This is a genomic window from Streptomyces mabaensis (assembly GCF_053763515.1).
The window spans coordinates 34,651-55,442 of the sequence record NZ_JBSOPZ010000025.1 but is presented as its reverse complement, the minus strand read 5'-3'; the positions used below and the strand labels follow the sequence as shown (position 1 = coordinate 55,442).

At 72.0% G+C, this 20,792-nt stretch carries 19 protein-coding genes; 4 read left to right on the top strand and 15 right to left on the bottom strand.

The annotated features are described in order from the left end of the window. Positions 1-72: 72 nt before the first annotated feature. The gene (locus ACWV17_RS22245) at positions 73-477 is read right to left on the bottom strand and encodes an ATP-binding protein (RefSeq protein ID WP_455361178.1); all 405 of its coding nucleotides are present in this window, start codon (positions 475-477) and stop codon (positions 73-75) included. A 197-nt stretch (positions 478-674) separates the two neighbouring features. On the opposite strand from ACWV17_RS22245, the gene ACWV17_RS22240 reads away from it, so the two are divergent. From ACWV17_RS22240 to dnaK, 3 genes are all read left to right on the top strand, one after another. Then, on the top strand, positions 675-1,442 hold the full coding sequence (locus ACWV17_RS22240; RefSeq protein ID WP_455361136.1) for an IclR family transcriptional regulator: 768 nt from the start codon (positions 675-677) through the stop codon (positions 1,440-1,442). 42 nt (positions 1,443-1,484) lie between these two features. Then, positions 1,485-2,999, top strand: coding sequence for a glycerol kinase GlpK (glpK, locus tag ACWV17_RS22235; RefSeq protein WP_455361135.1), 1,515 nt, complete (start codon positions 1,485-1,487; stop codon positions 2,997-2,999). Positions 3,000-3,128: 129 nt separating this feature from the next. After that, positions 3,129-5,009 (top strand): molecular chaperone DnaK, encoded by a 1,881-nt coding sequence (gene dnaK, locus ACWV17_RS22230; RefSeq protein ID WP_455361134.1) that lies wholly within the window; start codon positions 3,129-3,131, stop codon positions 5,007-5,009. Between the two features lie 40 nt (positions 5,010-5,049). On the opposite strand, the gene ACWV17_RS22225 is transcribed toward dnaK, so the two are convergent. The 14 genes from ACWV17_RS22225 to ACWV17_RS22160 form a co-directional block, all read right to left on the bottom strand. Further along, complete coding sequence (locus ACWV17_RS22225; protein WP_455361133.1) at positions 5,050-6,618, bottom strand: hypothetical protein; 1,569 nt, start codon at positions 6,616-6,618, stop codon at positions 5,050-5,052. A 105-nt stretch (positions 6,619-6,723) separates the two neighbouring features. Continuing rightward, positions 6,724-6,918 (bottom strand): hypothetical protein, encoded by a 195-nt coding sequence (locus tag ACWV17_RS22220; RefSeq protein ID WP_455353209.1) that lies wholly within the window; start codon positions 6,916-6,918, stop codon positions 6,724-6,726. Positions 6,919-7,092: 174 nt separating this feature from the next. Further along, positions 7,093-7,752, bottom strand: a complete 660-nt coding sequence (locus ACWV17_RS22215; RefSeq protein ID WP_455353210.1) for an ABC transporter ATP-binding protein — start codon at positions 7,750-7,752, stop codon at positions 7,093-7,095. Beyond that, positions 7,745-8,662, bottom strand: a complete 918-nt coding sequence (locus ACWV17_RS22210; protein WP_455361177.1) for an ABC transporter ATP-binding protein — start codon at positions 8,660-8,662, stop codon at positions 7,745-7,747. The genes ACWV17_RS22215 and ACWV17_RS22210 overlap by 8 nt, the downstream gene beginning before the upstream one ends. An 83-nt stretch (positions 8,663-8,745) precedes the next feature. After that, positions 8,746-9,636 (bottom strand): ABC transporter permease, encoded by an 891-nt coding sequence (locus tag ACWV17_RS22205; protein ID WP_455361132.1) that lies wholly within the window; start codon positions 9,634-9,636, stop codon positions 8,746-8,748. Next, on the bottom strand, positions 9,629-10,594 hold the full coding sequence (locus tag ACWV17_RS22200; protein WP_455353389.1) for an ABC transporter permease: 966 nt from the start codon (positions 10,592-10,594) through the stop codon (positions 9,629-9,631). The genes ACWV17_RS22205 and ACWV17_RS22200 overlap by 8 nt, the downstream gene beginning before the upstream one ends. A gap of 41 nt (positions 10,595-10,635) precedes the next feature. After that, entirely contained in the window at positions 10,636-12,234 is a 1,599-nt protein-coding gene (locus tag ACWV17_RS22195; RefSeq protein ID WP_455361131.1) for an ABC transporter substrate-binding protein, read from the bottom strand. Between the two features lie 88 nt (positions 12,235-12,322). Further along, a complete protein-coding gene (locus ACWV17_RS22190; protein ID WP_455361130.1) occupies positions 12,323-13,459 on the bottom strand; it encodes an acyl-CoA dehydrogenase family protein in 1,137 nt (378 codons plus the stop codon). After that, the gene (locus ACWV17_RS22185) at positions 13,456-14,643 is read right to left on the bottom strand and encodes an acyl-CoA dehydrogenase family protein (protein WP_455361129.1); all 1,188 of its coding nucleotides are present in this window, start codon (positions 14,641-14,643) and stop codon (positions 13,456-13,458) included. The genes ACWV17_RS22190 and ACWV17_RS22185 overlap by 4 nt, the downstream gene beginning before the upstream one ends. A 2-nt stretch (positions 14,644-14,645) precedes the next feature. After that, positions 14,646-15,608: an NADPH:quinone oxidoreductase family protein gene (locus ACWV17_RS22180; protein ID WP_455361128.1), complete on the bottom strand. Its 963-nt coding sequence runs from the start codon at positions 15,606-15,608 to the stop codon at positions 14,646-14,648. 103 nt (positions 15,609-15,711) lie between these two features. After that, entirely contained in the window at positions 15,712-16,443 is a 732-nt protein-coding gene (locus ACWV17_RS22175; protein WP_455361127.1) for a PIG-L deacetylase family protein, read from the bottom strand. A gap of 18 nt (positions 16,444-16,461) precedes the next feature. Then, positions 16,462-17,763: an alpha/beta fold hydrolase gene (locus ACWV17_RS22170; protein WP_455361126.1), complete on the bottom strand. Its 1,302-nt coding sequence runs from the start codon at positions 17,761-17,763 to the stop codon at positions 16,462-16,464. After that, positions 17,760-18,377: an MBL fold metallo-hydrolase gene (locus ACWV17_RS22165; protein WP_455361125.1), complete on the bottom strand. Its 618-nt coding sequence runs from the start codon at positions 18,375-18,377 to the stop codon at positions 17,760-17,762. Before ACWV17_RS22165 ends, ACWV17_RS22170 begins: the two co-directional genes overlap by 4 nt. Continuing rightward, positions 18,374-19,459 carry an S-(hydroxymethyl)mycothiol dehydrogenase gene (locus tag ACWV17_RS22160; RefSeq protein WP_455361124.1) on the bottom strand — a complete coding sequence of 362 codons (1,086 nt, stop codon included), beginning with the start codon at positions 19,457-19,459 and terminating at the stop codon, positions 18,374-18,376. The genes ACWV17_RS22165 and ACWV17_RS22160 overlap by 4 nt, the downstream gene beginning before the upstream one ends. Before the next feature lie 140 nt (positions 19,460-19,599). Here ACWV17_RS22160 and ACWV17_RS22155 point away from each other — a divergent pair, with 140 nt between their 5' ends. After that, on the top strand, positions 19,600-20,763 hold the full coding sequence (locus ACWV17_RS22155) for an ABC transporter ATP-binding protein (protein WP_455361123.1): 1,164 nt from the start codon (positions 19,600-19,602) through the stop codon (positions 20,761-20,763). Positions 20,764-20,792: the final 29 nt, after the last annotated feature.

Below are 20,792 nucleotides of genomic sequence, written 5' to 3'. Positions count from 1 at the left end.
TCGCGGGTCGCTCACCACCGCCGTCGTCTCGGGGGTGACCCGAACCCTGAACAGAAACTGAAAGGCGGGTCCTCACGCCACGGCGAGATCCGCCCACCGGACGATGCCGTCGGACTGGACGCGTATGCCGTACCGAGCCGCCAGGGCGTGGATGATCCCCCGGCCCCGGCCCTGCTCGTCCGGGTCCAGCCGCACGGCCGGCCGCCCAGCCGCAAGCGCGGGTCCCGCGTCCTTGACCTCGACGCGCAGGGCGCTGAGCCCGTCGACCCGGACCCAGGACAGCCGCAGCGCCGCCGGGGGCAGGGCATGGACGATCGCGTTGGTGAGCAGCTCCGAGATCACCAGGATCGCGTCCTCGGCGACCTCCGGGGACAGGTTCCAGTCGGCGAGGACCGCGCGCGCACGCCGGCGCATGACCGAGACGGCCCCGGGGACGGGCGGCAGCGGATGGACATACTCGGCTGTCTCCCGAAGCATCGTGTTCACTTCTGCCACCATGTGCTTCCTCCAGTGAGCATCCCGCCGGACTCCGGCATGAGCCGACGCTATGGAGGAGAGCGGGGGCGGTCAACGAACAGCGGTCGGCATTACCGAACGCACCTGGACGCACCACGTGAACGCACCTGGACGCCGACGCCTGAGACGGACCCGTAGCGCGGGATTATGATCGCTTCATGGCCGGCCCAGTCCAGTCGATCGAACGGGCGGCGGCGATCCTGCGTCTGCTCGCCGGAGGTCCCCGCCGACTCGGACTCGGCGAGGTGGCGGCGTCGCTCGGGCTGGCGAAGGGCACCGCCCACGGGCTTCTGCGCACTCTCCAGCACGTGGATTTCGTGGAGCAGGACCCGGCAACCGGGAAGTACCAGCTCGGGGCGGCGCTGCTGCACCTCGGCACCAGCTACCTCGACGTCAACGAGCTGCGGTCGCGCTCCATCAACTGGGCCGATGCGCTGGCCGCCCGGAGTGGGGAGGCGGTCCGCCTGGGTACGCCCCTGGAGGGCAAGGTGCTCGTCGTCCACCACGTCTTCCGGCCGGACGACACCCTCCAGGCCCTGGACGTGGGCTCGCTGCTGCCTCTGCACGCCTCCTCGCTCGGCAAGGTTCTGCTGGCCTTCGGGACCACCCCCGTCGAGCCGGCGCTGGATGCCGGGCTGGAGGCGTACACGCGGCACACTCTGGTCGTCCCGGAGGAGCTCACCCGGGCGCTCGCCGAGATCCAGGAGCTCGGATGGGCCGCCGAGGTGCAGGAAATGAGCATGGGCGACGCCGGCGTTGCCGCGCCGATCCGGGGGCAGGGCGGCCTCGCGGTGGGTGCCATCGGGGTGTCCGGCCCGGTCGAGCGGATCTGTGACAGCCGGGGCCGTCCCCAGCCGGCCCTGATCACCCTGATCCGCGAGGCCGCACGGGCGATCTCCAGAGACTTGGGCGCAGCTCGCTGGTGAGTCCCCACCGCCTCCTCGACACATCGGAAGGCAGACCCGATCATGGTTGAACGTTATGTGATGTCCATCGATCAGGGCACCAACTCCACCCGATGCATTCTCTTCGACCACCATGGGCGGCTGGCCTCGGTCGCCCAGCGGGAGCACCAGCAGCACTTCCCCAGGCCTGGCTGGGTCGAGCACGACGCCGTCGAGATCTGGCGGAATCTGCAGCGCGTCGTGCCCGAGGCCCTCTCCGACGTCGGTGTCGGAGCCGGAGAGGTCGCCGCGATGGGCATCGCCAACCAGCGGGAGACGACGGTGCTCTGGGACCGGCGGTCGGGCACCCCGCTGGGCAGGGCGATCGTCTGGCAGGACACCCGCACAGCACCGCTCGTAGAGAGCCTGAGAAACGAGCCGGGAGAGGAGTTCTTCCTCGATCGCTGCGGCCTCCCGCCCTCGACGTACTTCTCGGCGCCGCGCATCCGCTGGCTGTTCGACCACGTCAATGGGCTGGAGCAGCGCGCCGAGGACGGCGAGGTGCTGTTCGGCACGATGGAAAGCTGGCTGATCTGGAACCTCACCGGCGGCCCGGCCGGCGGTGTGCACCTCACGGACGCCACCAACGCCAGCCGCACCATGCTGATGAACATCCGCACGCTCACCTGGGACGAGGAGCTCCTGGCGTTCTTCGGGATTCCCCGCCCGATGCTGCCGGAGATCCGGTCTTCGGCCGAGAGGTACGGCGATGCCCGCTCGGTCCTCCCGGGCGTCCAGATCACGGCGGCCCTCGGCGACCAGCAGGCCGCCCTGTTCGGCCAGACCTGCTTCTCCCCGGGCGAGGCGAAGTGCACCTGCGGAACCGGCAGCTTCCTGCTGCTCAACACCGGCACCCATGTGGTGCGGTCCCGGCACGGGCTGCTCACGACCGTCGCCTACAAGATCGGGGACCAGCCCGCGGTCTACGCCCTGGAGGGTTCGATAGCCGTCACCGGCTCGCTGGTCCAGTGGTTCCGCGACCGTCTGGGACTGATCAGCAGCGCACCGGAGATCGAGACCCTCGCGCGCACGGTCGAGGACAACGGCGGCTGCTACATCGTCCCCGCGTTCTCCGGTCTGTTCGCACCCCACTGGCGCAGTGACGCACGCGGTGTCATCGTCGGCCTCACCTCGTACATCACCAAGGGACACCTGGCCCGAGCCGTCCTGGAGGCCACCGGCTGGCAGACGCGAGAGGTCGTCGACGCCATGAACGCCGATTCCTCGCTCGCCCTGAAGCAGCTGAAGGTGGACGGCGGCATGACCGCCGACAACCTGCTCATGCAGTTTCTGGCCGACGTGCTCGACGTGCCGGTGGTACGCCCCATGGTCGCCGAGACGGTCTCGTTGGGCGCCGCCTATGCCGCCGGACTCGCCGCCGGTTACTGGCCGGACCTGGAGGTCCTGCGCCGCAACTGGCACCGGGCTGCCCAATGGCTGCCGGACATGGAACCCGGGCGACGGGAGTCGGAGTACGAGAACTGGCAGCGAGCCGTCGAACGGTCGCTGGGGTGGATCAAACCGCCGAGGCCCACCTGAGACCCATGCCTGACCCTGGGCCCCGATGCCGGCGGCGGTTTCATGTTGACAGCGAGCCGCTCAGGTTCTACGCAGGAGGCATCAGCACAGTGTCTGAACGCGCTGGTCAGTCCGGGGAAGGAGTCGGAGATGACACGCGCAGTGGGTATCGACCTGGGGACGACGAACTCGGTCGTGTGTGTGCTGGAGGGCGGCGAGCCGACCGTCATCCCCAACACCGAGGGAGCCCGGACCACCCCGTCGGTGGTCGCCTTCGCCAAGAACGGTGACGTGCTGGTCGGGGAGATCGCCAAACGGCAGGCCGTGACGAACGTGGAACTCACCGCTCGGTCGGTCAAGCGCCACATGGACGACGCGCAGTGGCGGTTCCCCGAGTCGGGCAGCGTCGACGGCAAGCGGTACACCGCGCAGGAGATCTCGGCGCGGGTGCTGCAGAAGCTGAAGCGCGACGCCGAGGCGTATCTCGGCGAGGACGTCACGGATGCCGTGATCACCGTCCCGGCGTACTTCAACGACTCCCAGCGCACCGCGACGAAGGAGGCGGGCGAGATCGCGGGGCTGAAGGTGCTGCGGATCATCAACGAGCCGACGTCCGCGGCACTGGCTTACGGCCTGGACAAGGAGAGCGACCAGACGATCCTCGTGTTCGACCTCGGTGGCGGCACCTTCGACGTGTCGCTGCTGGAGATCGGAGAGGGCCTGGTCGAGGTGAAGTCCACCAACGGGGACACGCACCTGGGCGGGGACGACTGGGACCAGCGGGTGGTCGACCACCTGGTCAAGCAGTTCAAGAACGGCTACGGCGTGGACCTGTCGAAGGACAAGATGGCGCTGCAGCGTCTGCGCGAGGCGGCCGAGCGGGCCAAGATCGAGCTGTCCTCGGCCACCGAGACGACGATCAACCTGCCCTACATCACGGCCTCCGCCGAGGGGCCGCTGCACCTGGACGAGAAGCTCACCCGCGCCCAGTTCGAGCAGCTGACCGCCGATCTGCTGGAGCGCTGCAAGGGTCCGTTCCACAATGCCATCAAGGACGCCGGGATCAAGGTATCCGCCATTGACCACGTGATCCTGGTCGGCGGCTCGACCCGGATGCCCGCGGTGACCGGTCTGGTCAGGGAGCTGACGGGCAAGGACCCGCACAAGGGTGTCAACCCGGACGAGGTCGTCGCCATCGGCGCCGCGCTCCAGGCCGGTGTGCTCAAGGGCGAGGTCAAGGACGTCCTGCTGCTCGACGTCACCCCGCTGTCCCTCGGTATCGAGACCAAGGGCGGCATCATGACCAAGCTCATCGAACGCAACACCACGATCCCGACCAAGCGCTCCGAGACGTTCACGACGGCCGAGGACAACCAGCCGTCCGTGCAGATCCAGGTCTACCAGGGCGAGCGCGAGATCGCGGCGTACAACAAGAAGCTCGGGATGTTCGAGCTGACCGGTCTGCCGCCGGCCCCGCGCGGCGTGCCGCAGATCGAGGTCACCTTCGACATCGACGCCAACGGCATCATGCACGTGGCAGCCAAGGACCTCGGCACCGGCAGGGAACAGCGGATGACGGTCACCGGCGGCTCCGCGCTGCCGAAGGACGACATCGACCGCATGGTCCGCGAGGCCGAGCAGCACGCCGACGAGGACCGGCGCCGCAAGGAGGCTGCCGAGACCCGCAACCAGGCCGAGAGCCTCGTCTACCAGACCGAGAAAGTGCTGCGCGACAACCCGGACAAGATCCCCGGCGATGTGAGGACCGAGGTCGAGACGGCCGTCGCAGAGCTGAAGGAGAAGCTCAAGGGTGAGTCCGCCGAGGGCGACAACACCGCCGGGATCCGCGCCGCCACCGAGAAGGTGAATACGGTCGCGCAGAAGATCGGCGCGGCCATCTACGCCCAGTCGCAGAGCCAGGGCAGCGGCGCGGCCACGTCCGCCGGCGGCACCCCCGAGGGCCAGGGGCAGGAGGACGTCGTCGATGCGGAGATCGTCGATGACCAGCCCAAGGAGGGTGCCGGCGGCTGAGGAGGCTCGGCAGCTGCCCGGGCGGGGCGGCGGCGGTGGATCAGTCGCGGTCGCGGATCGCCACGATGCCGTTGAAGACGCCCGCGTACGCCGTGCCGTCCGGGCCCAGCGTGATCGGCGCCCAGTTGTTGTCGTACGACGGGCCGGTGCCGGTGAGCCGCTGCCACTTCTGCTCGCCGGTGCGGAAGTCGACCGCGGTCAGGTACCAGGCGTCGATGCCGAGCCTGCTGGGCTCCTTTTCGTAGAAGTAGAGCAGCCCGTTGGCGGTGGAGAGCTTCGGCACGGTCGAGGGCGAGCGGACCTCGCTCTCCCAGACCGTGTCGCAGCCGCTGCCGTCCTCGCGTACGTCGATCCGGGACGCGCCGCCGACGACACTGCGGCCGAAGAGCAGGGAGGTGGGGTTCTCGTAGCCGTAGTTGTTCTCGACGACCAGGCTGTTGCCCCAGCTGATCAGAGAGTTGTCGGTGGTGGAACGGCCGGGGCCGAACACCGGGACCCTGCAGACGAGCCGCTCGGCGGCCGGCACATCCTTGCCCCGGCGGAACACCAGGACGTTCATCCGGTCGTCGGCGTTGTCGGTGATCGCGACATAGCCGTCGCCGAAGAGGTCGGGGGTGGTGCCCGAACCCTGGTTCACCGCACCGGGCTTGGCCGTGGTGCCGCGGTCGTAGGTCTGGCGCCACTGCACCCGCGGGGTACCGTCCGCGGCGGCGCGGAAGCTGTAGAGGGCGTGGTCGGAGACGATCGAGACACCGTCCTCGGCGACCGAGAAGGAGTTCTGGATCTCCTCGCCGTCCAGGCGGACCGAGCGGATCTCGGACGTGCGCGGGTCGACCGTGCCGACCCGGCCGAGCCGGGTCACCCACCAGATGCGGCCCTCCCAGTCCGGCATCACGGAGGTGACGGGGTCGCAGGTGCCGCTGGGGCGGAGGTTGGTCCAGCTGACGCAGTCGTGCGGGACCTGGCTGGTCAGGTCCCAGTCGTCCTCGACGGTGAAGCGCCAACCGCCGTCGGCCGTCCGCTCGTGGGCGATGCGCAGGATGTGCTGGCGGGAGTCGGCGAGTACCACCCGGTCCTCGTTGTCGAGGAAGAAGTAGGCGCCGCCGGAGGTGTCCTTGAAGATCTTCTCGAAGTCGAGGCGGGTGACGGCCTCGACGGTCGATGAGCGCTGCGGCAGCCGGTACTCGGCGAGGGTGGCGAGCGTGCGCGGGTCGAGCAGCTTCAGCTTGAAGCCCTGGAAGGTGCCGCAGACGGTGAGCAGCCGGCCGGCCGCGTCGAACGTCGCGGTGGCGCACTCGCCGCCGACCGGGGCGATCTTCCGGCTGGTCACCTCCGGGTTCCTGCCGAGCGGCCCGGAGTACGGGTGGGTGCCGCTGCCGGCCGCGTCGGCGTGCATGCCGCTGCGGCCGTTGGGGGCCAGGAAGGGGTGCTGCGGCGGGGCCTCGCCGGGGACGGGCCGTGCGGTGGCGGGGGCGCCCTCGTACGGGCGGACCAGCCGGTGGCCGGGCGCCCTGGGTATCTCGTCGGCGTGGGCCGGGAGCCCGTACAGCGCCGCGAGCACCGCGAGGGTCGGGACGACTGCGCAGTTCAGCGACGCTCTTCGGGACATACGGATTACCTCCATGTGTACGAGATCGCGCCGTCGGCCGACGCTAGAGCTCGCCGCCCGAGGAGTCCATGGAGGTGCGGAACGTTTCATGAACGCGCAATGTGCTCAGGGCTGGAGGCTGCCCACCACGTTCGCGGTTGCCGCGATCCCTTCCTGGATGGTCGGCGCCATGCTGGTGCCGGCCAGGAAGAAACCGAGCAGCGCACACACCAGCGCATGCGAGAACTTCAGCCCCCCGTTGCGCAGGAAGATCACCGCGAGGATCAGCAGCAGCAGCACCACTGAGATCGAGATAGCCATGGACAACCTCCTCCGCCGCACCACAACTGCGGCATTCGGGCGCCATGGTGGCGCAGTGGAGGGGCCGTACGGGCGGCTGACGTGTCCGCCGTACGGGTGTTGACTGCCTGTGACCGTGACTCGGGGGCCGGAGCCAGGCCGGAGCGGGGCCGGAGACCTGGCCCGACGCTGCCCTCAGACACCCCCTAGTTCGGGCCAGTGCAGGGTGCGGTCGCACCAGCGGTCCAGCAGGGTGCGGTCGTGGCCGACCGTCAGGAGTCCGGCGCCCGTCTCACGCCGGTACTCCTCGACGACGCCGACCAGGGCGGCCGTGGTCGACGCGTCCAGCATCGCCGTCATCTCGTCGCACACGAGCCAGCGCGGGCGCAGCACCAGCGCCCTGGCCAGGCAGGCGCGCTGCAACTGGCCGTCGCTCACCTCGTGCGGCCGGCGGCCGAGCAGCTCGTCGCCGAGGCCGACCCGTTCACTCAACTCGGCCACACGCGCGGCGACTTCGGCGCGCCGCCGGGTCGCGCGCAGCGGTTCGGCGATCAGGTCGTACAGCCGCAGCCGCGGGTCGGCGGAGAGCCGGGGCTGCTGGAAGACGACACCGATGGCGGTACGCAGCTCGCGCGGCGCCCGGTGGCGCCAGCCGGGGACGGTCTCCCCGTCCAGGACCACGGTCCCCGCGTCGGGCCGGTGCAGCAGGGCCGCGACCCTGGCCAGGGTGGACTTGCCGCAGCCGCTGGGGCCGAGGAGTCCGACGGCTTCGCCGGGTACGACGGTCAGCCCCGCCTCGCGAACGACGGGTTCGCGCCGGTCGTATCCGGCGGTGATGTTCCACAGCTCAAGCACGGGCGGTCTCCGGGTGGTGGCAGGCGACGCCCCCGGTGAGCGGGGGCAGCGCGTCGCAGGCGGCACTCGTACGCGCGCAGCGTGCGGCGAAGGCACAGCCGGCGGGGAGTGCGCCCAGCTCGGGCGGCGATCCCGGCACCGGCAGGAACGCGCGCTCCGGCAGGGCGTTCAACAGTCCTCGGGCGTACGGGTGCCGGGGGCCGGGTGCGCCGAAGAAGGCGCGGGCGTCGCCGAGTTCGACGATGCGCCCGGCGTACATCACGGCCACGCGGTCGGCGATGCGTTCGGCGGCGGCGAGATCGTGCGTGATCATCAGCAGCGCGCGTCCCTGGTCGGCGTGCCGGCGCAGTCCGTCGACCGTGCGGTCCACCAGGTCCCGGTCCAGTCCGGTCGTCGGCTCGTCGGCCAGCAGCAGGGGCGCGTCTCCGACGAGGGCGAGGGCGGTGGCGGCCCGCTGGGCCAGTCCCCCGGACAGTTCGTGCGGATAGCGGTCGAGGTGGCCGGCGGGGAAGGCCGCCCGGTCGGCCGCCGCCTCGGCGGCCGCGCGCAGGGCGGGCCCGCGGGTGCCGGTCAGCTCGCGCACGGTCTCCTCCAGTTGCGCCCGTACCGTGCGCACGGGCGTGAGGTGCGCCGCCGGGCTCTGCGGTACGAGGCCGATCCGGCGCCCCCGCACCGTACGCGCGAGCGTCCGCTCGTCGGCGGCGAGCAGGTCCACGGCGCCGAGGTCCGGTCCGGCACCGCCGAGCAGCGCCGACCCGGCGGTCTGCGCGTTGCCCGGCAGCAGGCCGAGAAGGGCGGAGGCGAGGACGGACTTCCCGCATCCGCTCTCGCCCACGAGGGCCAGGCACTCACCGGCGGCGAGGTCGAAGTGCACGTCGGTGACGGCGGCAATGTGACGGCCGCCGCGCATCCGGAAGCGCACGGACAGCCCGCGCACGGACAGGACGGGCGCACCGGTTGCCACTCCGGCGGCCGTCGCGCGTTCTCGCGTGGTCACAGCATCAGCTCCGATCGGCGGCGCGGGTTGATCCGTTCCCGCCAGGCGCCGGCCAGGCCCGCGATCGCGAGGGTGGGGATGATCAGGAACAGACCGGGGAAGAGCGTCGGCCACCAGTCGCCGGCGAGCAGCGAACCGCGCGCGGTCTGGACCAGGTTGCCCAGGCTCGCCTGGTGCGCGGGCAGCCCCAGCCCGAGGAACGAGAGCGCCGACTCGTGCCACATCGCGTGCGGCACCATGAGGACGGCCGCGAGGCCGGCCTGCGGCAGCACTCCGGGCACGAGGTGGCGTACGGCGATCCGCCACCGGGAGGCCCCGCCGGAGACGGCGGCGTCCACGAACGGCCGGGCGCGCAGCGACAGCACCTCCGCCCGGACGATCCGCGCCGTGGACAGCCAGTGGGTGAGCGCCACCGAGACCACCACCGGCCACACACCGGGGCGGAACAGCGCGACGATGAAGATGCCGAGCAGCAGGTGCGGGATGGAGGAGAAGGTGTCGACGAGTCGCATGACGAGCCGGTCGGTCCAGCCGCCCAGCGCCGCGGCCGTGGCGCCGACGGCCGTACCGATCACGGTGGCGACGACCGCGGCGACGACGCCGACGAGGAGCGAGACGCGCAGCCCGTAGACACAGCGCAGCAGCAGGTCGCGGCCGACGTCGTCGGTGCCGAACGGGTGTGCCCAGGAGGGCGGCTGAAGCCTGGCGGCCAGGTCGACGGCCTGCTGGTCGAGCTGGACGAGCGGCGGCACCGTCAGTACGGCGAGGACCACCGCCAGTACCAGCACGGCGGACGTGCGGACCCGGACGGTGCGGGTGGAGCGCCGGGTCCTGCCGTGCGAACGCCAGCGGGTTCCGGTGAGTGTCTTCCCGGCGGGCTCAGCCATCGAAGGCCACCCTCGGGTCGGCGAGTCCGTACAGCAGGTCGGAGAGCAGGTTGCCGGCCAGTACGGCGGCGGTCGCGAGCACGGTCAGCGCCGCGAGCAGCGGGAAGTCCACTGCGGTCGCGGCCTGCACGGTCGCGGCGGCGATGCCGGGCCAGCTGAAGACGCTCTCCACGAGCAGCGCGCCGGTGATGAGTTCGGGAACGCGCGAGCCCACCAGGGTGAGCATCGGCAGCATGCCGGACCTGAACGCGTGCCCGAGCAGGACGGTGCGCTCGCTCAGCCCACGGGCGCGGGCGCCGCGTACGGGGTCCTCGGCGAGGGCGTCGGCGACGCCCTGGCGTACGTACAGGAAGAACCAGGGCAGCTGGGAGATCCCCAGCACGGCCGCAGGCAGCACGAGATGGCTCGCGACCTGTCCCGCGGTGACCGCGTCGCTGCCCGCGTCGGTGAGACCGCCGGCCGGCAGGACGTCGAGCCGGATCGCGAAGAACCAGATGGCGAGCAGGCCCAGCCAGAAGGCGGGAGCGGCTTCCAGCGTGTACGCGGCCGAGGAGACCGCGCGGTCCAGCCAGCCGCCTGGGCGGCGCGCGGCGAGGACGCCGAGGGCGGTGCCCAGCACGATCGCGACGGCGAACGCGGTCGCGGCGAGCAGCGCCGACCACCCCAGCCGCTCGGCGATGACGTCGGCGACGGGCTGGCGCATGACCGTGGAGTCGCCCAGGTCTCCGGTGAGGGCGGACGTCAGCCACTCCCACCACCGGGTGAGCAGCGGCTGGTCGACGCCGAGGTTGGCGCGCAGCTGATCGAGGTTCTCCTGCGAGGCGGTGAGGCCGGCCGTGCCCGTGTACGCCTTGACGGGGTCGAAGGGGGACAGCGCGGCGACGGCGAAGACCCCGAAGGTGACGGCCAGCAGGACGGGGGCGGCGAACAGGGTCCGCCGCCCGGCCATCCGCGCCATCGGGCCCCAGGGGAGCCTTCGGAGCGCCGGGGAGGTACGGGTCACTTGTTCGGGGCCCAGTCCTCGACGTTCCACCAGGGGCCGGAGGCCAGCCCGTGGTCGTGCGGCTCGGTCTGGGTGGTCAGGCCGGTCCACTTGTCGGCCACGACGTAGACGTGGTCGATGTGGGTGAGGAAGGTGTAGCCCGGGTTCTTGACCAGCTCGCGCTGGACGGTGTCGTAGGCGGCCTTGCGCACGGCGTGGTCACCGCTCTTGCGGCCCTGGTCGAGGGCCCGGTCGACGGCCGGGTTGGCGTAGCGCGCCATGTTGTTGAACCCGTCGCCGGCGAGTGCGGAGTTGAGCAGCGTGAACTGGTCGAAGTCCGGGTCGGCCGGCGCGCCGCCGCCGGCGAGGACGGCGTCGTCCTTCATCCGGGGCTCGATGACCTCCCAGGTACCCGCTTCGGTCCTGATGTCGATGCCGGCCTTCCTGGCGTCGGAGGCGTAGGCGAGGGCGTGGTCCTGGCGGAGCTTGTCGCCGGAGACGTACCAGAGCGGGAAGGCGGCCCGGACGCCGTTCTTCTCCCGGATCCCGTCCTTGCCGGGCTTCCAGCCGGCCTCGTCGAGGATCTTCTTGGCGCGGGCGACGTCGTGGGTGCGCTCGGTGCCCTGGGTGAACCACTCGCTGCCGGTGGGGACGGGGCCGTAGGCGGGCCGGCCCGCGCCTTCGAGGATGTTGTCGACCATGGCCTGCCGGTCGACCGCGACGTCGAGGGCGCGGCGGATCGCGGTGTCGCCCGCGACCTTGTTCGCGGTCGGGAGGGTTACGGTCCGGTAGTCGAAGGATGTGGCGGCGTACGTCTTCAGGCCGTTCACCCCCTTGAAGGCGCGGGCCAGGTTGGGCGGCAGGATCGCGCCGTCCAGTTCACCGGAGCGCAGCCGGGTGGCGCGGACGTCGTCGTCCTTGATGATCGCCATGGTGAACCGCTTCACCTTCGGTTCGCCGCCCCAGTAGCCGGGGTTGGCGGTGAAGCTGAGCTTCTCGCCCTTGGACCAGCCGGTGAGCAGGTACGGCCCGGTGCCGACCGGCTTGGTGGTGAAGGGGCCGCTGTTGATGTCCTGTCTGCCCGCGATGTGCTCGGGGGCTATGGGCAGCACGGTCCGCTCGGCGAACGGCGCGTAGGGGTACTTCAGCCGGAAGACGACCACGTGGTCGCCCTGGGCCCGGACGCTCTCGACGGCGTCGAGTTCGGTCCTGGAGGGGTTGTTGGTCTTCTTGTCGAGGATGGTCCGGTAGGTGAAGACGACGTCCTTGGCCGAGAAGGGCCGGCCGTCGCTGAACTTCACGCCCTGGCGGAGCCGGTACGTGTACGTGCGGCCGTCGGCGGAGACCTCCGGCAGCGCGGCGGCGAGCGCGGGGCGCAGCCTCATGCCGGCGTCGTGCGTGAGCAGTCCGTCGAAGATCTTGGAGTTGCCGTCCTTGCCGTAGCCGAGCAGCGGGCTGAGGCTCTCGGGCTCGTACGCGATGCCCACCACCGCCGAGTCCCGCGGGCCGGCGCCGGCCTTGCCCCCGCCGTCCGGGTTCGAGCAGGCCGCCGCGCTCAGGGTCAGCGCGGCGGCCAGCGTCGCGGCGGCCACTCCTCGTACCGGTCGGGCCGTCATGCCGTACACACCCCTGTTGAAGATCAGCTGTTATTGCGAACAGGTCGCAATTAAACAGCATGTACAGGAGTGGCTGGACGAGGGCCCCTTACGCGGGTGCCGCCAGGTCCACCAGGCCGCCCACCGCGGACAGGTGCCGGCCCGCCGCACCCAGGGCGATCGCGTCCGCCTTCGCGCGCTTGAGGTACAGGTGCGCCGGGTGCTCCCAGGTCATGCCGATACCGCCGTGCAGCTGTACGCACTCCTCGGCCGCGCGCACCGCGACCCGCGAGCAGTACGCCTGGGCCACGGCCACCGCGAGCGGGACCTCCGGGCTGCCGGTGGCCAGCGCGTCAGCGGCGTTGCGGGCCGCCGCGCGGGCCGAGACGACCTCCAGCCAGAGCTGCGCGAGCCGGTGCTTGAGCGCCTGGAAGGAGCCGACGGGGCGGTTGAACTGGTGGCGTTCACGGGTGTACCGGACGGTTTCGGTCAGGCACCACTCGGCCAGCCCCAGCTGCTCGGAGGCGAGCAGGCCGGCCCCCGCCAGCAGGCCCCGCCGCACCGCGGCTTCCGCGGTGGCGGGGTCCGCGAGAAGCCTGCCGCGCGCGCCGTCGAGCGTGACCGAGGCAAGCGGCCGGGTCAGGTCCAGCGGGACGAGCGGCGAGACGGTGACGTCGGCCGCATTCACCGCGTACAGGCCGGTGCCGGCGACGACGAGCAGAACGTCGGCGTCCACGGCGTCGGCGACGCCGGTGACCGTGCCGCTGAGTACCCCGCCGCCCGCGTCCCGGACCCCGGTGGGCAGCGGACCGCCGGGTGCGGCCGACAGCGGCAGCGCGAGTACGCCGACGGACCGGCCGCTCGCCAACGTGCCCAGCAGCTCGGCGACTTCACCGTCGTCGTCGACACCGAGCAGGGTCTCCACCGCGATCACCGCGCTGGTGAGGTACGGCACCGGGGCAACACTGCGGCCCAGCTCCTCCAGCACTACCGCGGCCTCGCGGTGCGTGGCGCCCTGGCCGCCGAGCTTCTCCGGCACCAGCAGGCCCGCCGTACCCATGTCGGCGCCGAGCGCCTTCCACAGGCCGCGGTCCAGCGGTTCGGCGCTCTCCACCCTGGCGAGGACGGAGGCCGCGTCGGCCCGGTCGGCCAGCAGGGCCCGTACGGCGGCCCGCAGGTCGTCCTCGGCCTCGGAGTACAGCAGGTCGGGGGCGGGCGACTCGCCCAGCGCCTTAGTCCCGGTCATCGGGCCAGGTCCTTCCATGCGACGTCCTTGTCGTTGCGGGGCTCGGTGGGCAGTCCGAGGACGCGCTCGGCGACGATGTTGAGCAGCACCTCCGACGTACCGCCCTCGATCGAGTTGCCCTTGGAGCGCAGATAGCGGTAGCCGGCGTCGCGGCCCGTGAAGTCGACCAGCTCGGGGCGGCTCATCGTCCAGTCCTCGTACAACAGCCCCTCCTCACCGAGGAGTTCGACCTCCAGCCCGCTGATCTCCTGGTTGAGGCGGGCGAACGCGAGCTTCATCCCCGAACCCTCGGGGCCGGGCTGGCCGGCGACGAGCTGCTGGCGCAGCCGCTCCCCGGTGAGCCGGGCCACCTCGGCGTCCACCCACAGGGTGAGCAACCGCTGATGGAGGTCGTGGGTACGCAGTTCGGGGCGCTCGCGCCAGGTCCTGGCGACCGGCCCGATCATGCCGCCCTCGCGCGGGATCCGGGAACCGCCGATGGAGACCCGCTCGTTCATCAGCGTGGTCTGGGCGACCCGCCAGCCCTCGCCGACCGCACCGAGGCGACGGCTGTCGGGGATCCGTACCCCGCTGAGGAAGACCTCGTTGAACTCGGCCTCACCGGTGATCTGGCGCAGCGGCCGTACCTCGACGCCGGGATCGGTCATGTCGCAGACGAAGTACGTGATGCCCTGGTGCTTGGGCAGTCCGGGGTCGGTACGGGCGATCAGGATGGCCCAGCGGGCCACATGGGCGCTGGACGTCCACACCTTCTGCCCGTCGACCACCCAGGTGTCCCCGTCCCGCACCGCGCGGGTGCCGAGCGCCGCGAGGTCGGAGCCCGCGCCCGGCTCGCTGAACAGCTGGCACCACACCTCCTCCCCCACCCACAGCGGCCGCAGGAAGCGCCGCTTCTGTTCGTCGGTGCCGTACGCGAGGATCGTCGGCGCGGCCATGCCGAGGCCGATGCCGATGCGCCGCGGGTCGTTGTCGGGCGCGCCCGCGGCCGCCAGTTCGGCGTCGACGACGGGCTGCAGGGAGCGCGGCGCGTCGAGCCCGCCGAGTCCCACGGGGTAGTGCACCCAGGCCAGTCCGGCGTCGAACCGGGCCCGGAGGAACTCGGTGCGGCCGGTTCCGGCGGGCGGGTGGGCGGCCAGCAACTCCTGGGTGAGGCGCCGCACTTCGGCCGCGTCGGGGGCAGTCATCGCTATGCTCCTTCCGGGACGACGACCAGGCGTCCGGTGGTCGTACCGTCGGCCACCCGCTGCACGGCTTCCGCCGCGTCCTTCAGCGCGACCCGGCCGCTGATGAGGGGCTTGATCGCGCCCTGCGCGGCGAGCTTGGTGAGCTCCTCGTGGCAGCCGCGGACCGCCGCCGGGTCCTGGGTGTTGTACAGCCCCCAGTGCAGGCCGACGATCGAGTAGTTCTTGACGAGGGCGTGGTTGAGCGCGGGCGAGGGGATCGAACCGCTGGCGAACCCGACGACCAGAATGCGGCCCTCGAACGCGACGCACTTGGCCGACTTCGCGTACGCGTCGCCGCCCACCGGGTCGTAGACCACATCGGCGCCCTTGCCGCCGGTGAACTCCTTCACCCCGGCGACGATGTCCTCGGTGCGCCGGTCGATGACCAGGTCGCAGCCCAGCTCCTGGGCGGCGGCGACCTTGTCCGCGCCGCCGACGACGCCGATGACCGTCGCCCCGGCCGCCTTGCCGAGCTGGACCGCCGCGCTGCCGACGCCGCCCGCCGCGGCGTGCACGAGCAGAGTCTCGCCCGCCTGGAGGCGGGCCCGCCGGTGCAGCCCGAACCAGCCCGTCTGGTAGCCGATGTGCAGGGCGGCCGCCTCCGCGTCGTCCAGCGCTTCGGGCGCGGGCAGCACGGCCCGGGCGTCCACCGTCGCGTACTCGGCGAAGCCGCCGTTCGGCAGCAGCGGGTTGGCGATGACCCGGCGGCCGTCCTCGGTCTCCCCGCAGATCTCCACCCCCGGGGTGAACGGCAGCGGCGGCCGCACCTGGTACTGGCCGCGGCAGAGCAGCGCGTCCGGGAAGTTGATGTTCGCGGCGCGCACGCGGAGCCGGAGCTGGCCGGGCCCGGCCACCGGCTCCGCCACCTCGTCGAGCCGCATCACCTCACGCGGCTCGCCATGGTTGTGCACTCGCCATGCCTGCATCAGGGCCTCCACGAACTGTCGACGGAACCACGCTCCGTCGCATACTAAGCGGTCGCTTGCCACTCTGTGAAGGCCATGCCCGGGGCCATGCCCGGGGCAGGCGTCAGCGGCCGAGGACCTCGAAGGTGACGGCCGGCCTCCCGCCGAACCGGTCGGCCGCGGCCTGCGCGTTCTGGGTGAGGAAGGTCCGGCAGTACGCCTCGGGGTCCTCCTCGGTCAGTGCCTCGATGTACGCCCGGTGCTCCAGCAGCGACTTCACCGAACGCTCCAGCCCCGGGGTCGCGTCCACCGCGTGCGTGGGCGAGACGGACCCCGCGACGGCCACCCAGCGCACGCCGTCCCACGGCTGAAGGCCCTGTTCCGTCAGCTCGGGGAAGATCCAGCGGTTCCCGGCGTCCCCCGCCGCGTCGAGCGTGGCGCGGCCGACGGCCCGGTGGTCCGGCGAGTTCCAGGCGACCCCTCCCCAGGTGTCGCGGTGGTTGAGGGTGATGACGAGTTCGGGGCGGTGCCGGCGGATGGCCGCGGCGATGTCGCGGCGCAGCGCGATGCCGTACTCGATCACGCCGTCGCGGTGCTCGAGGAATTCGACGGTGCGCACCCCGACGACGGCCGCGCTCGCCCGCTGCTCCCGCTCGCGCAGCGGCGCGCACTCGGCGGGCGCGATGCCGTCGATGCCGGCCTCACCCCGGGTGGCGAGGACGTACGTGACCTCCCGGCCGCCGTCGGTCCAGTCGGCGATGGCCGCGGCGCAGCCGTACTCCAGGTCGTCGGGGTGGGCAACGACGGCCAGCGCGCGCTGCCAGTCGGTGGGCATGGGCTTCAACTGCTCAGTCATACCGGCAGCGTATGCGGGCTACACCTCGTCGCGCGCCAGCGCCAGCAGCCGGTCCAGGACCCGGGGGCCGCCCGCGCGGACCCCGTCGTGCTCGTACTCGTCGGTGATCCAGGTGCGCAGGCCCCGGATAGCGCGGGCGGTGCGCAGGGAGTGCTCGGTGTCGACATACATGTCGTCGTGGTAGACGGCCGCCGCGACCGGCACCTGGTTGGCGGCGAGCCGTTCCGCGTCGTACAGCGGGGTCCAGTCGGTGCGTTCGGCGAGCAGGTGGGCGGTCTCGCGGAGCGGGGCGAGCGCCGGGTCGGTCTCGAAGGTCCAGGGGTGCACACTCTCGCCGGTGAACAGCAGCGGTTCGTCGCCGGCCAGCGTCTTGGCGGCGTCGAACCGCGGGAACTCGGCGCGTACCCGCTCCGCCGCCCAGCCGGTGGGCCGGGCGTCCTGGGCGTAGCTCGGCTCGTGCAGCAGGGCGTACAGCGGATGCCCGGCGTACGAGAGCGCGGCCTGGACGTTCTCCTGGAAGGCGTCGGAGAGGACGGGGCCGGACGCGGTGCGCACGAACGCGTCCTCCAGGAGATAGTGCAGGCGGTGGCTGCCGTCCCCGGCGCCGAGCAGGATGCCGAGCGACTGGAAGGCCTCGGGAGTGAGCCGGTAGCCGCCGTTCAGCACCGGCTGATGTTCCATCAGGTACTCGGCGATCCGCCGGGCCCGGCGCACGTCCTGCGGGTAGCGGGCGTAGTGCGCGGCGTTCTTCCGCTCGATACGCGGATACGCGGCCCGGTAGACCTCGTCCGCGGTGGCGTCCAGCGAGGGCAGTCCCCCGGTGATCAGGGCCATGCGCAGGCCCTCCGGCGCGGTGGAGAGGTAGTGCGTGGCGCAGAACCCGCCGAAGCTCTGGCCCAGTACGGTCCAGGGCGCTCCGCCGGTCAGCGACGGCCGGATCGCCTCGCAGTCCCGGACGATGGAATCGGCCCTGAAGTGGGCGAGGTGGTCGGCCTGTTGCCGCGAGCTGCCCCGCAGCGGCAAGGTCTGCCGGGTGGCCGGCGTGGACCTGCCGGTGCCGCGCTGGTCCAGCAGAAGCACCCGGAACTCCTGCACGGCCCGGCCGAGCCAGGCCTGCCGGCCGACGAAGCGGCGGGCGCCGAAGCCGGGGCCGCCCTCCAGGTAGACCAGCCAGGGCAGCCCGGCGCCGCCGTTGCCGCTCGCCGCCACCTCGCGCCCGAAGAGCTCGATGCGCTCCCCGGTGGGGTCGTCGTGGTCGAGCGGCACGGTGAACCAGTGGTCGGTGAGGACCACGCCGGGCTGGCGGTAGCGGGCGGTCATGCCTGGATTCCCGGTGCCTCGGCCGCGATGGTCGTACTGTCGCCGTGCCCGGTGCGGACCACCGTGTCGCCGGGCAGGGTGAGCAGTCGCGACCGGATCGACTCGATGATCGTCGGGTGGTCGGAGTACGAGCGCCCGGTCGCCCCGGGGCCGCCCTGGAAGAGGGTGTCCCCGGAGAAGACCGTGTCCAGCGCGGCCAGCCGCAGGCATACCGCTCCCGGGCTGTGGCCGGGTGTGTGCAACACCGTCAGCACGCCGTCGCCGACGACGAGTTCGTCCCCGTCGGCGAGCGGCAGGTCCGGTTTACGGTCGGGGTGGGTCATCCGCCACAGCACCTCGTCGGCGGGGTGCAGCAGGATGGGCGCACCGGTGCGGTCCGCGACGGCCGGGGCGGCGTCGATGTGGTCGTTGTGGGCGTGGGTGCAGATGATGCCCAGCAGCCGGCGGCCGCCGAGCGCGGCGACCACGGCGTCGGCGTCGTGCGCCGCGTCGATGACGTAGGCGTCGGTGTCGTCCCCGACGATCCAGACGTTGTTGTCGACCTGCCACTCGCCGCCGTCGAGGGCGAAGACCCCGGAGGTGACGGTCCTGTCGATGCGCAGTGCCCCGCTCACAGCAGCACCACCGAGCGGAGGACCTCACCGCGCGCCATCTTGGCGAAGGCCTCCTCGACGTCTGCGAGTCCGATGGTCTCGGAGACGAAGGCGTCGAGGTCGAGACGGCCCTGGAGGTAGAGGTCGATGAGCATCGGGAAGTCCCGCTCGGGCAGGCAGTCGCCGTACCAGGAGGACTTCAGGGCACCGCCGCGCCCGAAGACGTCGAGGAGCGGAAGTTCGAGCTTCATCTCGGGGGTGGGCACGCCCACCAGGACGACCGTGCCCGCCAGATCCCGTGCGTAGAAGGCCTGTTGATAGGTCTCGGGCCGCCCGACGGCCTCGATGACGACGTCAGCGCCGTTGCCGTCGGTCAGGGCCTGGACGGCCTTGACGACATCCTCCGTCCGCCCGTTGACGGTGTGGGTGGCGCCGAGCGCGCGGGCCCGGGCCAGCTTGCGGTCGTCCAGGTCCACCGCGATGATCTTCGCCGCGCCGGCCAGCCGGGCCCCGGCGACGGCCGCGTTGCCGACACCGCCGCAGCCGATGACGGCGACCGAGTCGCCGCGGCCGACGTTGCCGGTGTTGAGCGCGGCACCCAAGCCCGCCATGACGCCGCAGCCGAGCAGGCCCGCGGCGGCCGGGGAGGCCGCCGGGTCCACCTTCGTACACTGCCCTGCCGCGACCAGGGTCTTCTCGGCGAAGGCGCCGATCCCGAGGGCCGGCGACAGTCTCGTGCCGTCCTCCAGGGTCATCGGCTGCGTGGCGTTGTGGGTGGCGAAGCAGTACCAGGGGCGCCCGCGCCGGCAGGCCCGGCACTGCCCGCAGACCGCCCGCCAGTTGAGGATCACGAAGTCGCCGGGCGCGACGCCGGTGACGTCCTCGCCGACCGCCTCCACCACTCCGGCCGCCTCATGGCCGAGCAGGAAGGGGAACTCGTCGTTGATGCCGCCCTCGCGGTAGTGCAGATCGGTGTGGCAGACCCCGCAGGCCTGTACCTTGACCAGCGCCTCGCCGGGGCCGGGATCCGGCACCAGGACGGTGGTGAGCTCCACCGGTCCGCCCTTGGTCCTCGCGATGACACCCTGCACGCGATGCGCCACAGTCCACCCGCCTTCGTCGGCTTCCACCAGGAAGCGTCCACCAGGAAATGCGAACGTATCAGCCGCAACGGGGACGCGCCGATGCCCCGGACAGGTCCGGCCGGTGTGCGGCGGCGGCCACCGGCTCCTAGCGTAGATACATGATCCGGTTCGAGCGGGTGACCAAGCGGTATCCGGACGGCACGACGGCGGTCGACGAGCTGTCGTTCGAGGTCGCCGAGGGTGAACTGGTGACCCTGGTCGGCCCGTCGGGGTGCGGCAAGACGACGACCATGATGATGGTGAACCGGCTGATCGAGCCGACCTCGGGCCGGATCTTCGTGAACGGCGAGGACATCGCCGGCGTCGACCCGGTCGAGCTGCGCCGCCGGATCGGCTATGTGATCCAGCAGGTCGGCCTCTTCCCGCATCGCACGGTCCTCGACAACACGGCGACCGTGCCGGCCCTGGTGGGCTGGAAGAAGGCCAGGGCGCGGGCGCGGGCCGCCGAGCTGCTCGACCTGGTGGGGCTGGACCCCTCGACGTACGGCCCGCGCTATCCGCAGCAGCTCTCCGGCGGCCAGCGCCAGCGGGTCGGGGTGGCCCGGGCGCTGGCCGCGGATCCGCCCGTCCTGCTGATGGACGAGCCGTTCGGCGCGGTCGACCCGGTGGTGCGCGAGCGGCTGCAGAACGAGTTCCTGAGCCTCCAGGCGACCGTGCGCAAGACGGTCCTGCTGGTGACCCACGACATCGAGGAGGCGGTCCGGATGGGCGACCGGATCGCCGTGTACGGGAAGGGGCGCATCGAGCAGTTCGACACCCCGGCCGCGGTGCTGGGCGCGCCGGCGACCGAGTACGTCGCCGGGTTCGTCGGCTCCGACCGGGGGCTGAAGCGGCTCTCCGTCACCGCGATCGAGCCCGCCGACCTCGAACAGCCGCCGGTCGCCCGGCTGGAGGACCGCGCCCAGGACGCGGCCGCCGTGCTGCGCGGGCAGGACGCCCGCTGGGCGGTGGTGCTCTCCGAGCAGGGCGAGCTGCACGGCTGGGTCTCGGCCGAGGCCCTGGCGCCGGCGGGCTCGGCCAGGACGGTGGGTGAACTGGCCCGCCGGATGGAGGCCTGGGTCCCGGTGGGCGCCCCGCTCAAGCAGGCGTTCAGCGAGATGCTCCAGCACGACGCGGGCTGGGTGGCGGTGCTGGACGGCTCGCGGTTCGTGGGTGTGCTGACCCCGGCCAAGCTGCACGAGGCGCTGCGCCGCTCGGTGGACGCGCAGGCGCGGGGGGTGCGGCGGGACCAGGTGGAGTTCGACTCGGTGGCGGACGCGTAGCCGGTCGCGGCGCCGGTCACCACGGCTGC